At 36.0% G+C, this 12,248-nt stretch carries 11 protein-coding genes; 9 read left to right on the top strand and 2 right to left on the bottom strand.

Translation table 11 applies throughout. The annotated features are described in order from the left end of the window. Positions 1 to 8 precede the first annotated feature (8 nt). Positions 9 to 3,182 carry an efflux RND transporter permease subunit gene (locus tag AO58_RS0100820; protein ID WP_024979894.1) on the top strand — a complete coding sequence of 1,058 codons (3,174 nt, stop codon included), beginning with the start codon at positions 9 to 11 and terminating at the stop codon, positions 3,180 to 3,182. A gap of 346 nt (positions 3,183 to 3,528) precedes the next feature. On the opposite strand, the gene AO58_RS0100815 is transcribed toward AO58_RS0100820, so the two are convergent. Both AO58_RS0100815 and AO58_RS0100810 read right to left on the bottom strand, forming a co-directional pair. Beyond that, entirely contained in the window at positions 3,529 to 3,876 is a 348-nt protein-coding gene (locus AO58_RS0100815) for a toxin-antitoxin system YwqK family antitoxin (protein WP_024979893.1), read from the bottom strand. 176 nt (positions 3,877 to 4,052) lie between these two features. Then, positions 4,053 to 5,057 (bottom strand): TlpA family protein disulfide reductase, encoded by a 1,005-nt coding sequence (locus AO58_RS0100810; RefSeq protein ID WP_024979892.1) that lies wholly within the window; start codon positions 5,055 to 5,057, stop codon positions 4,053 to 4,055. Between the two features lie 156 nt (positions 5,058 to 5,213). Between AO58_RS0100810 and aspS the strand changes: the two genes are divergently transcribed. From aspS to nuoF, 8 genes are all read left to right on the top strand, one after another. Next, positions 5,214 to 6,965, top strand: a complete 1,752-nt coding sequence (aspS, locus tag AO58_RS0100805) for an aspartate--tRNA ligase (RefSeq protein ID WP_024979891.1) — start codon at positions 5,214 to 5,216, stop codon at positions 6,963 to 6,965. 111 nt (positions 6,966 to 7,076) lie between these two features. Beyond that, positions 7,077 to 7,271 (top strand): cold-shock protein, encoded by a 195-nt coding sequence (locus tag AO58_RS0100800; protein ID WP_024979890.1) that lies wholly within the window; start codon positions 7,077 to 7,079, stop codon positions 7,269 to 7,271. 232 nt (positions 7,272 to 7,503) lie between these two features. Then, complete coding sequence (locus AO58_RS0100795) at positions 7,504 to 7,869, top strand: NADH-quinone oxidoreductase subunit A (protein ID WP_024979889.1); 366 nt, start codon at positions 7,504 to 7,506, stop codon at positions 7,867 to 7,869. 35 nt (positions 7,870 to 7,904) lie between these two features. Next, positions 7,905 to 8,453 carry an NADH-quinone oxidoreductase subunit B gene (locus tag AO58_RS0100790; RefSeq protein ID WP_024979888.1) on the top strand — a complete coding sequence of 183 codons (549 nt, stop codon included), beginning with the start codon at positions 7,905 to 7,907 and terminating at the stop codon, positions 8,451 to 8,453. A 5-nt stretch (positions 8,454 to 8,458) separates the two neighbouring features. After that, positions 8,459 to 8,980 (top strand): NADH-quinone oxidoreductase subunit C, encoded by a 522-nt coding sequence (locus AO58_RS0100785; RefSeq protein WP_024979887.1) that lies wholly within the window; start codon positions 8,459 to 8,461, stop codon positions 8,978 to 8,980. Between the two features lie 32 nt (positions 8,981 to 9,012). Beyond that, positions 9,013 to 10,251 carry an NADH-quinone oxidoreductase subunit D gene (locus AO58_RS0100780; RefSeq protein WP_024979886.1) on the top strand — a complete coding sequence of 413 codons (1,239 nt, stop codon included), beginning with the start codon at positions 9,013 to 9,015 and terminating at the stop codon, positions 10,249 to 10,251. A 79-nt stretch (positions 10,252 to 10,330) separates the two neighbouring features. Next, complete coding sequence (locus AO58_RS0100775) at positions 10,331 to 10,861, top strand: NADH-quinone oxidoreductase subunit NuoE family protein (protein WP_024979885.1); 531 nt, start codon at positions 10,331 to 10,333, stop codon at positions 10,859 to 10,861. Between the two features lies 1 nt (position 10,862). Then, complete coding sequence (gene nuoF, locus AO58_RS0100770; protein WP_024979884.1) at positions 10,863 to 12,230, top strand: NADH-quinone oxidoreductase subunit NuoF; 1,368 nt, start codon at positions 10,863 to 10,865, stop codon at positions 12,228 to 12,230. Positions 12,231 to 12,248 lie beyond the last annotated feature (18 nt).

Genomic DNA, 12,248 nt, shown 5'->3' with positions numbered 1-12,248 from the left:
TCACACCTATGAAATTAGCAGAAATATCAATAAAACGACCTTCGTTAGTGATTGTATTATTTACAATCCTAACGCTGGCAGGTATCTTTAGTTATAGCCAATTGGGCTATGAATTGATCCCTAAATTCGAAACCAATGTAATCACGATCTCAACGGTATATCCAGGAGCTTCGCCAAGTGAGGTTGAAAACACTGTTACCAAAAAAATTGAGGACGCCATCGCCTCACTTGAAAATATCAAGAAAATTGATTCTAAATCTTATGAGAGTTTATCGGCCGTATCGGTAACACTTACTTCTAATGCGAATGCTGACATTGCGATGAACGATGCGCAACGTAAGATTAACGCCATTTTGGGTGACCTACCCGATGATGCCGATCCACCATCTTTGACCAAATTCTCGTTAAGTGACCTACCTATTATGACCATTGGTGCCAATGGAAAAATGGATGAAGCAGCCTTTTATGATTTGATCGACAAAAAAGTAGCCCCTATTTTATCACGTGTAGAAGGTGTGGCACAAGTAAATATTATTGGCGGGCAAGAACGTGAAATTCAAGTAAATATTGATGCACTAAAACTTCAAGGTTTTGGATTATCTGTCCCACAGGTGCAACAAATGATTCTAGCTTCAAACTTAGATTTCCCTACTGGAAATATTCAAACTAGAGAACAAAAAATATTAATTCGTTTAGCAGGAAAATATAAAAATGTTGATGAATTAAGAAATCTTGTTATTTCTTCTCAAAACGGGATTCAAATTCGTTTACAGGATATTGCAGATGTTCAAGACAGTCAGAAAATTGCCGAGAAAATTGCTAGAATTGACCAAAAAAGTGCGATTGTACTTCAAATCATCAAACAATCTGATGCTAATGCTGTAGCGGTGAGTGAATTGATTGTTAAAACCATCGCTTCTATTGAAAATGATTACAAAGAAAATGCCTTAGAACTCGAAATTGCAAAAGACAGCACCGTTTTCACTCTTGAAGCGGCCGATTCAGTAGTACATGATTTATTAATTGCCGTACTGTTAGTGGCATTAGTAATGTTGTTTTTCCTTCACAGTATCCGAAACTCATTAATTGTAATGATTTCCATACCGGCTTCATTGGTGGCTACCTTTATCGGAATATATCTATTAGATTATACTTTAAACTTGATGAGTTTATTAGGATTATCTTTGGTGGTCGGAATCCTTGTCGATGATGCCATTGTAGTACTAGAAAACATTTATCGACATATGGAGATGGGTAAAAACAGGGTTCGAGCCGCATATGATGGTACTGCCGAAATTGGCGCTACCGTAACTTCGATTACCCTTGTAATTGTGGTGGTATTTTTACCAATTGCCTTGAGTACGGGATTGGTTTCTAACATCATCACACAATTCTGTATGACGGTAGTGATCTCTACTTTACTTTCTTTACTCACCTCATTTACCATCATTCCTTGGCTTTCCTCTAGATTTGGAAAATTAGAACATATCGAAGGTAAAAATTGGTTCGGAAAAGTGATTTTGGCCTTTGAAAACATGCTAACAAGATTCACGCATTGGGTGACCGAGATATTAGAATGGTGTTTGGATCATTACATCAAAACGATTCTAGCCGTATTGGTTTTATTTTTTGCTTCAATTTCGTTGCTACCTTTAGGATTCATTGGTGGAGAGTTTTTTGCTTCTTCTGATAGTGGGGAATTTTTGGTTCAAATAGAATTACCCAAAGATGCTTCCTTGGAACAAACCAACTTTATGACCCAAAAAGCAGAAGCTTATTTGAGTAAACAAGAGTATGTAAAAACTCAAATTACTACTGTAGGTCAAACCTCAGAGGGAATGGGAGCTGCCCAATCTACAGCCTACAAAGGTGAGATCAACGTAAAAATGATTGATCAAAAAGATCGTAAAGACGATGCCTCTGTTTATGCAGCAAAAATTAAAAAGCAATTAGAAAAAGTTTTGGTGGGAGCCAAAGTAAAAACCGTTCCCGTAGGTATTTTGGGTACTGCAGAAGATGCTAAACTAGGTCTTATTGTAACAGGACCATCAGTAGAAAGCGCCATGAAATTTGCACTATTAGCAGAAGCCGAATTGAGAAAAATCCCAGGTACTACAGAAATTAAACTAACGGTAGAAGATGGTAATCCCGAAGTAAATGTAAAAGTGGACCGTGATAAAATGGCAGCACTGGGATTGACCTTACAAACGGTGGGAATGACCATGCAAACAGCCTATAGCGGAAACACCGATGGTAAATTTAGAGCTGGTGAATACGAATACGACATTAACATCAAATACAATGCATTCGACAGAAAAGACATTACCGATGTGAGCAACCTTATTTTTGTAAATGATGCTGGACAACAAATTAAATTGTCGCAATTTGCTACTATTACCGAAGGTTCGGGGCCAAGCCAATTAGAGCGAAGAGACAAAACAGCCTCGGTAACGGTGCAAGGACAAAATATAGGTGTCCCTTCTGGAACGATTGTTCAGCAATGGCAAGAGCGACTGGATAAGCTTGAAAAACCTACCGGTGTTAAATACATTTGGGGAGGAGATCAAGAAAACCAAAGCGAAGGTTTTGGTACATTAGGAGTAGCATTATTAGCCGCTATTATTTTGGTGTACTTGGTAATGGTTGGTTTGTATGATAGTTTTGTTCACCCTTTTGTGGTACTATTTGCCATTCCGCTTTCATTCATTGGAGCCATGTTAGCATTAGCCTTAACCAACAATTCATTAAACATTTTTACCATTTTAGGTATTATTATGTTGATTGGATTGGTAAGTAAAAATGCGATCATGCTGGTCGATTACACCAATCATCGTAGAGCCGCTGGCGAAACCATTCGTAGAGCCTTAATTCAGGCCAACCATGCTCGTTTGCGTCCAATTTTGATGACTACTATTGCCATGGTTTTTGGTATGTTCCCAATTGCCTTAGCATCTGGTGCAGGTGCCGAATGGAAAAATGGATTGGCATGGGTAATTATTGGAGGATTGATCAGTTCTTTATTCCTAACATTGATTATTGTTCCTGTGATTTATGAAATCATGGAAAAAATTATTCATCGTTTGAGTAAAGAAGAAAAAACAGATTATGAGGCCTTAATATCTGCTGATTATGTTCATACAGAAGTAAGTGAGGATGGTTTTAATCCAAAACATACACTATAAACTACTCGTTTTGATTTTTACTTAAGAATCAAAAGATAGCAACCCAAAAGCGCTTCCCTATTTTGTAAATGCAGAATTTACAGAAAATGGAAGCGCTTTTTTATGCCAATAACCTTGGATGAAAACAAAACACTAAAATGGTCAATATCAAGAATAAACAAATTATTCGTCTATAAACCATTAAAATTTCACCAAGCTCTAGTAAGCTAAGTAAGTTTACCTTACTATACTTGAACTTGATTTTTGTATCAGTTCACGGTTGGAGTCACAACAAATTGAGTTAAAAAAAAATTCCCACCTAATCTTGACATTAGGTGGGAATTTAACATTAACTAAAAAAAAGAAATTAATTCTTTACTGCAATAGCTTCTTGTTTCCAAGTTTTAACACTTGCAACAGCATTATTAGCATAATCAACTTCGTTTAAATTTACTTCTTTCCAAAAAAACCATTTTCCAACTTTCACTCCATTTTTATAAAAACCTGAAGCTTGTTTGGTTCCATCTTCATTATAAGCTACCCAATAGCCTTCCAACTTACCATTTTCAAAAAAACCTTCTTGTTGTACTTGTCCATTATCATAAAAATAAGTGGCTTTCACTTTTTTACCAAAAGGCTCTAAAACTGGTTTTGCTTCTTGAGCGTAAATGAAACCTGATACTAGTAATGCGGTAGTTATGATTAATGTTTTCATGACGTTTATATTTAGAGGTTTATATCTTTCTGATTTCAAAATTAAATAAAAATTCACATTAAAAAAACTTTTTGGTAACAATTTGATAACATTGGACAAAAACTTAACATTGGAAAACACAAAACACAAAAAAAACAGCCATAAAAGACTGTTTTTAAACACTATAAAACAACTATTTACTTTAAAACCGAATCCAGTAAGGTGTGTAATTCACCTGAAGAAGGTCTTGGCGCATCTGCTTTTACAATGTTACCATTAGGATCTACCAAAATAAAGCGAGGAATTCCGGTAATTTTATACTCTTGCACAAATTTTGAATTCCAATCGTTATCGGCAAAAACTTGAACGCCGCCCAACTCTTTTTCTTTAATCATGGTTTTCCATTTTTCTACATCTTTCAACTTATCAATCGACATACTTAAAAAGACAATATTCTTGTCATGATACTTTTCCTCAACTTTTTTCAAAAAAGGAATTTCCTGACGACATGGCCCACACCAAGTCGCCCAAACATCAATATAAACAAACTTGCCTCTAAAATCCTCCAACTTGGTTTTTCCTCCTTTGTAATTGTCGTACTCAAAAGTAGGCGATGGTGCACCATTCATTTTGTTACTTTCAGCAATTTTTTGATAGTATTGTTGCAAACTTGCCAAATTCATTTCGATATTTTGCTTTTGAATCGCTACAAATTCTGGATCTAATTTTTTAGAGGCTAAATCCGCAACATCAGCCGATTTCTTTTCAGCAATACGTGTTGCAAAATTAGTCTCGTCTAAAGCCAACAGAGCATTATAGTCAAATTTAGACTCGGCAACAGTGTTTTGTGCTAAATAATTGTTCTCAACTGCACCCACTCCGGTAAATACAATAGATTCATCAAATTGCTTGGCATCCATTTTGAGTTTTAGATTATAGCTGTTTTTCAAAAACAACGAAGCATATTCTTTACCATCAAACAAAAGATAAAAACCATTATCCAGGGCAACAGTCCCTTTAAATATACCTTTTTTATCTACGGCCATCTTTAATAATTCCTTCCCATTGGTTCTGTTTAAAATTCTAAGCGTATCACTATTGCGATTAGCGATTTCGGCTTGTAAAACAAAAGTGGATTTCTTTTGGCTAAAACCTGCAATCGATACAAATGCCAACAAGGCTAGAACAAGTACTTTTTTCATATATATTTTAGTTACTGATTAGTAACCTCAAACTTAATGGTATTTTCCTTCAAACTTAAAAACATTAACAATCTTTTTTTTTAAAAGATAAGGATATGGTAAACTATTACCATTATTTAAAATTTGTGTTTACTTTTGCAATCTAAAATTTGGAACATGTATAGAAGTCATAATTGTGGCGAATTGAACGCCTCACATATCAATCAAGAAGTAACACTAGCGGGATGGGTACAAAAATCACGTGATAAAGGATTCATGAATTGGGTTGACCTAAGAGACCGTTACGGCATTACGCAATTGATATTTGACGAAAGTCGTACCGAAAAATCGGTTTTTGAATTAGCCAAAACCTTAGGGAGAGAATTTGTAATTCAGGTGAAAGGAACCGTTATTGAACGCGAAGCCAAAAACAACAATATTCCAACCGGAGCTATTGAAATCTTAGTAACAGAATTAACAATTTTGAATGCAGCTTTAACGCCTCCATTTACTATAGAAGATGAAACTGATGGTGGAGAAGACATTCGAATGAAATACCGCTACTTGGATATCAGAAGAAATCCAGTAAAAAATAGTCTACTTTTCCGTCACAAAGTGGCAATGGAAGTACGCAAATACCTTTCTGATTTAGATTTTTGTGAAGTAGAAACTCCTTACCTAATCAAATCAACACCAGAAGGCGCTAGAGATTTCGTAGTTCCTTCTCGAATGAATGAAGGACAATTTTATGCTTTACCACAATCTCCACAAACCTTCAAACAATTATTGATGGTGGGTGGAATGGATAAATACTTTCAGATTGTAAAATGTTTCCGTGACGAAGATTTGCGTGCCGACAGACAACCTGAGTTTACACAAATCGATTGTGAAATGGCATTTGTAGAACAAGAAGACATTTTAAATGTTTTTGAAGGACTTACTCGTCATTTATTAAAAGAATTAAAAGGCATCGAAGTAGACAAATTCCCAAGAATGACTTACGAACATGCTATGAAAACCTACGGAAACGACAAACCAGACATTCGTTTTGGAATGGAGTTTGGTGAATTGAACGCTTTTGCACAACACAAAGAATTCCCTGTTTTCAATGCTGCTGAATTAGTCGTAGGTATCGCTGTTCCAGGTGCAGGAAACTATACTCGTAAAGAAATTGATACCTTGATTGATTGGGTTAAACGTCCACAAGTTGGCGCAAGCGGAATGGTTTATGTAAAATGTAATGAAGACGGTACCTTTAAATCATCTGTAGATAAATTTTACGATCAAGACGATTTAACCAATTGGGCAAAAACTACAGGTGCAAAACCTGGAGACATGATTTTTGTATTGTCTGGACCTGCAGATAAAACAAGAGCGCAACTTTCAGCCTTACGTATGGAATTGGCAACAAGATTAGGCTTAAGAAATCCAGCTGAATTTGCTCCATTATGGGTTATTGACTTCCCCTTATTAGAATTTGATGAAGAAAGCGGACGCTACCATGCCATGCATCACCCATTTACCTCGCCAAAACCAGAGGACTTACACTTGCTAGAAACTGCTCCAGGAAAAGTAAGAGCCAATGCTTATGATATGGTTTTGAATGGAAATGAAATTGGAGGTGGTTCTATTCGTATTCACGATAAAGCCACGCAACAATTAATGTTCAAATACTTAGGTTTCACAGAAGAAGAAGCCAAAGCACAATTTGGATTCTTAATGGATGCGTTTCAATTTGGCGCACCACCTCATGGCGGTTTAGCTTTTGGTTTGGATCGATTGGTAGCTATTTTGGGCGGACAAGAAACCATTCGCGACTTTATTGCATTCCCAAAAAACAATTCGGGTCGTGATGTAATGATTGATGCTCCTTCTATTATTGATGAATCACAATTAAACGAATTACACATTCAATTAAATTCAAAATAATCATTAAATAGTCTGTATATCAATATTTTTGAAAAAAAATTAAGACACTAAACCGTTTTGTATTATTTTAAAGATTACATTTGTCCATTATAAATTATTATTACTATTACAATGCGTACAGGTACAGTTAAATTTTTCAATGAATCAAAAGGTTACGGATTCATTACAGACGAAGAAACAGGAAAAGACATTTTTGTTCATGCATCAGGAATCAAAGCGGAAGAATTACGCGAAGGTGACAGAGTAAGTTATGAAGAAGAAGAAGGAAGAAAAGGTAAAGTTGCTGCTCAAGTAGTAGTACTTTAAGCTAAAAAATATAACAGTATTTTTTACAAAATTAAAAAGTGCTTCGAGGCAATCGAAGCACTTTTTTTTGTTTACCCCCATCGAAAAGAAGAAAATTTAAACTCTTATTTATAATCAATAAAAATTAGAACACATTAACAAACGTTTATAACTGAAAAAAAGTAATTAACTTGTGTTTTACATCCTCGAAAGCTATCTTTGCGGTTCGTTAAAGCAAGAAAAAAAAACTACTATGCAAACCGAACAAATCAATTTTATTCCGATCCTAATTCAATTAGCAATCGTGATTGCTTTTGTAACTGGAATCATCTTTATTTCAGGAAAATTAGGCCCAAAAAGAAACTCCGCTAACAAAAACAGAAACTTTGAGTGTGGTATCGAATCCATTGGAAACGCACGTATACCGTTTTCTGTAAAATACTTTTTAGTAGCTATTTTATTTGTGCTTTTTGACATCGAAGTTATCTTCTTATACCCTTGGGCCATCAATTTCAAGGAGTTAGGTATTGAAGGTATGATAAAAATGGTTATTTTTATGCTCTTGTTACTTGTTGGTTTTTTCTACATCATCAAGAAAAAAGCCCTTGAGTGGGAGTAAATTAAAGCAAGTAGAACTTGAACACTATATCAATTATGACAGATTCTAATACAAAAATGGTCGCTCCTCCAGAAGGAGTTGTTGGTGAAGGTTTTTTTGCCACTAAACTAAATGATGTTGTAGGACTAGCTAGAGCTAACTCCTTGTGGCCATTGCCTTTTGCCACTTCTTGTTGTGGTATTGAATTTATGGCTACTATGGCTTCACATTATGATCTAGCACGTTTTGGGTCTGAGCGAGTAAGTTTTTCTCCTAGACAAGCCGACATGCTTATGGTTATGGGAACAATATCAAAAAAAATGGGGCCGATTTTACGTCAAGTTTACGAGCAAATGTCAGAGCCTAGATGGGTGATTGCTGTTGGAGCTTGCGCCTCATCAGGCGGTATTTTCGACACCTATTCTGTTTTACAAGGTATTGACAAGGTAATCCCCGTAGATGTTTATGTTCCTGGATGTCCTCCAAGACCAGAACAAATCGTGGATGGTGTAATGCAATTACAAGAACTAGTAAAAAACGAATCGGTTAGAAGACGAAGCTCCCCTGAATATCAAGAATTATTAGCTTCTTATAATATCAAATAAAAAAGATGGCATTAGAAACAACCGAAATACAAGAAAAATTAGTGGCTACTTTTGGCAATGCAGTTTTTCAATTCAATCAAGATAGAGATCTTTTTACCTTTGAAGTTTCAGCAGATGTAATTACTGCCGTTGTACTTTTTTTAAAGAATGATCCTCAATTACGTTTTCACTTTTTGACAGATTTGTGCGGTATTCACTACCCCGATAACGAAGAAGAAAGACAATTTGCTGTAGTATATCATATGCACAATTGGTACGAAAACAAACGCATTAGATTTAAAACTTTTTTGAACGGCACACAACCTGAAGTAAAATCAATAGCTAACATCTTTTTATGCGCCAATTGGATGGAAAGAGAAACCTATGATTTCTTTGGGATTAACTTTGTAGGACATCCTCAGTTGAAAAGAATTTTGAACATGGATGAAATGGTTTCTTTTCCAATGCGAAAAGAATTCCCAATGGAAGATGGAGGAAGAACCGATAAAGATGACCGATTCTTTGGAAGAACACCTTCTAATAGCTAAAAAACAAACTTATAATTTTTCACATTAGATAAATGTCAGAACTATTATTACCACCAGAGCATCGATATGCTAAGATTATAAAAGAGCGTCATAATGAAGACGGAAGTGAACTTTCGATCTTGAATTTAGGACCTACTCACCCAGCAACACACGGAATTTTTCAAAACATCTTATTAATGGATGGAGAAAAAATTTTAGAAGCTGAACCTACCATTGGATACATCCATAGAGCCTTCGAGAAAATAGCCGAAAATCGTCCGTTTTATCAAATTACGCCACTTACGGATCGTATGAACTATTGTTCTTCTCCAATTAACAACTTAGGATGGTGGATGACTTTAGAAAAATTACTAGGAGTAGAAGTTCCAAAAAGAGCACAATACCTCCGTGTAATTGTCATGGAGTTGGCGCGTATTACCGATCACTTGATTTGTAATTCGATCCTAGGAGTAGATACTGGAGCGTATACTGGCTTTTTATATGTGTTTCAATTCAGAGAAAAAGTATACGAAATCTACGAAGAAATTTGTGGCGCTCGTTTGACTACCAATATGGGAAGAATTGGAGGTTTCGAAAGAGATTGGTCTCCAAAAGCTTTTGAATTACTCAACACTTTCTTAGAAGAATTTCCAGTAGCTTGGAAAGAATTTGAAAATCTTTTTGAAAGAAACAGAATTTTTATTGATAGAACTGTAAATGTAGGAAGCATTACAGCTGAAAAAGCTTTAGCTTATGGATTTACAGGTCCTAATTTACGTGCCGCTGGTGTTGATTATGATGTTCGTGTGGCACAACCCTACAGCTCTTACGAAGATTTTGATTTCATTGTTCCTGTTGGAAAATCAGGAGACACCTACGATCGTTTCTGCGTGCGTAATGCAGAAGTTTGGGAGAGTTTAAGCATTATCAAACAAGCCTTAGCTAAAATGCCAGCTGGCAATGAATATCACGCTGACGTTCCTGAGTATTTTTTACCTCCAAAAGAAGATGTATACACTACGATGGAATCGTTAATCTACCACTTCAAAATTGTTATGGGAGAAGTTCCTGTTCCAGTTGGAGAGGTATATCACCCGGTAGAGGGCGCTAACGGTGAAATTGGTTTTTACTTAGTTTCTGACGGAAGTAGAACACCTTATCGTTTGCATTTCCGTAGACCTTGTTTCATCTATTACCAAGCTTATCCAGACATGATCAAAGGATCCATGTTATCGGATGCCATTGTAATATTATCAAGTTTAAATGTAATTGCTGGAGAATTAGACGCATAACAATTTTTAAAGTAGTGCTTTTTAAATTTAGATTTAAAAAAACTTTGTGACTTTGAGCCGTACGGCAAAAATTATAAAAATGGAAAGAAAACAGTACCAACAAGAAATAAACATGACCGAAACATTGATGGAACGCATCAATGAATTGATCAGCCACTATCCTGAAGACAAAAGAAAATCAGCGCTGTTGCCAGTTTTACATGAGGTACAAGATGCTCATGACAACTGGTTAAGCATTGAATTACAAAACAAAGTAGCCGAAATTCTTCATATTAAACCAATTGAGGTTTATGAAGTGGTAACGTTTTACACCATGTTTAACCAAAGACCTGTTGGTAAATACATGTTCGAGTTTTGTCAAACTTCTCCTTGTTGTTTGAATGGTGTAGAAAACTTAATGGACTACACTTGTGAAAAACTAGGTGTGCCAGTAGGAGAGCCTACCGCTGATGGCTTGTTTGAAGTAAGAGGTGTAGAATGTTTAGGTGCTTGTGGTTATGCCCCTATGATGCAATTGGGCGATTTCTACAAAGAACATTTGACTGAAGAGAAAATCGATCAAATCATTACGGATTGTAGAGATAATAAAATAATATTACACGATAAATAAGATGTCACAAAAAATATTATTAGACAAAATCAATATTCCTGGAATAAAGACTTACGAAGTATATCGTGCTAACGGCGGTTATGCTTCTGTAGAGAAAGCTTTAAAAACATTAACTCCTGACGAAGTTGTTGAAGAAGTTAAAACTTCTGGACTAAGAGGGCGTGGTGGTGCTGGATTCCCTGCAGGAATGAAATGGAGTTTTATTGATAAAAAATCAGGAAAACCTCGTCACTTAGTTTGTAACGCAGACGAATCAGAACCAGGAACGTTCAAAGATCGTTTCTTGATGGAATATATTCCTCACTTGTTAATTGAAGGTATGATTACTTCTAGTTATGCACTAGGCGCTAATCGTTCCTACATCTACATTCGTGGAGAATACATGTGGGTTTACAAGATATTAGAAAGAGCCATAGCCGAAGCAAAAGCTGCAGGATGGTTGGGCAAAAATATATTAGGTACAGGTTATGATTTAGACTTGTATGTTCATTGTGGTGGTGGAGCCTACATTTGTGGTGAAGAAACTGCACTTATTGAATCTTTAGAAGGAAAACGTGGTAATCCACGTATTAAACCACCTTTCCCTGCGGTTTCTGGTCTTTGGGCCAACCCAACCGTAGTTAACAATGTGGAAACTATTGCAGCCGTGCCTTGGATTGTAAACAATTCAGGAGCTGATTACGCTAAAATTGGAGTTGGAAGATCTACTGGAACTAAATTAATTTCTGCTTCTGGTCACATTAAAAACCCAGGAGTTTATGAAATCGAAATGGGATTATCTGTGTACGAATTCATGAATTCAGATGAATATTTAGGAGGAATGAGTTCTGATCGTCCACTGAAAGCTTTTGTTCCAGGAGGAAGTTCAGTGCCAATTTTACCTGCTAACTTAATCTATAAAACAGCCGCTGGCGAAGACCGATTAATGACGTATGAGTCTTTAAGTGATGGTGGTTTTGCTACAGGTTCTATGTTAGGTTCAGGTGGATTTATCGTGTATGATGACACCAGCTGTATTGTTAGAAACACTTGGAATTTCTCTCGCTTCTACCACCATGAAAGCTGTGGTCAATGTACTCCTTGTCGTGAAGGAACTGGATGGTTAGAAAAAGTATTGCACCGTATTGAAAACGGACAAGGTCGCGAGGAAGATATCGAATTGTTGTTAAGCATTCAAAGCAAAATCGAAGGAAACACTATTTGTCCATTAGGTGATGCCGCTTCTTGGCCTGTGGCTGCAGCGATTCGTCATTTTAGAGACGAATTTGAATACCATATTCGTTTCCCTGAAAAAATTAAAAATAGAGATCATTTTGTTGCAGAACCGTTCGAAAAGGTAAAGCACTTAGTTGGTAAAGTAACCCTATAGTTAAAAAGTTAAAAAGGT

It is taken from the genome of Flavobacterium succinicans LMG 10402 (assembly GCF_000611675.1).
Classification (GTDB): Bacteria; Bacteroidota; Bacteroidia; order Flavobacteriales; family Flavobacteriaceae; genus Flavobacterium; species Flavobacterium succinicans.
The sequence above is the reverse complement of the archived record's forward strand: the minus strand, read 5'-3'. Positions and strand labels throughout refer to the sequence as shown.

What these genes read in the sequence shown, in the direction of transcription:
- aspS (WP_024979891.1), top strand. Translation starts at nt 5,214, where the DNA reads ATGTATAGAAGTCATAATTGTGGCGAATTGAACGCCTCACATATCAAT.
- AO58_RS0100775 (WP_024979885.1), top strand. Translation starts at nt 10,331, where the DNA reads ATGGAAAGAAAACAGTACCAACAAGAAATAAACATGACCGAAACATTG.
- AO58_RS0100820 (WP_024979894.1), top strand. Translation starts at nt 9, where the DNA reads ATGAAATTAGCAGAAATATCAATAAAACGACCTTCGTTAGTGATTGTA.
- AO58_RS0100815 (WP_024979893.1), bottom strand. Translation starts at nt 3,876, where the DNA reads ATGAAAACATTAATCATAACTACCGCATTACTAGTATCAGGTTTCATT.
- AO58_RS0100795 (WP_024979889.1), top strand. Translation starts at nt 7,504, where the DNA reads ATGCAAACCGAACAAATCAATTTTATTCCGATCCTAATTCAATTAGCA.
- AO58_RS0100800 (WP_024979890.1), top strand. Translation starts at nt 7,077, where the DNA reads ATGCGTACAGGTACAGTTAAATTTTTCAATGAATCAAAAGGTTACGGA.
- AO58_RS0100790 (WP_024979888.1), top strand. Translation starts at nt 7,905, where the DNA reads ATGACAGATTCTAATACAAAAATGGTCGCTCCTCCAGAAGGAGTTGTT.
- AO58_RS0100810 (WP_024979892.1), bottom strand. Translation starts at nt 5,057, where the DNA reads ATGAAAAAAGTACTTGTTCTAGCCTTGTTGGCATTTGTATCGATTGCA.
- nuoF (WP_024979884.1), top strand. Translation starts at nt 10,863, where the DNA reads ATGTCACAAAAAATATTATTAGACAAAATCAATATTCCTGGAATAAAG.
- AO58_RS0100780 (WP_024979886.1), top strand. Translation starts at nt 9,013, where the DNA reads ATGTCAGAACTATTATTACCACCAGAGCATCGATATGCTAAGATTATA.
- AO58_RS0100785 (WP_024979887.1), top strand. Translation starts at nt 8,459, where the DNA reads ATGGCATTAGAAACAACCGAAATACAAGAAAAATTAGTGGCTACTTTT.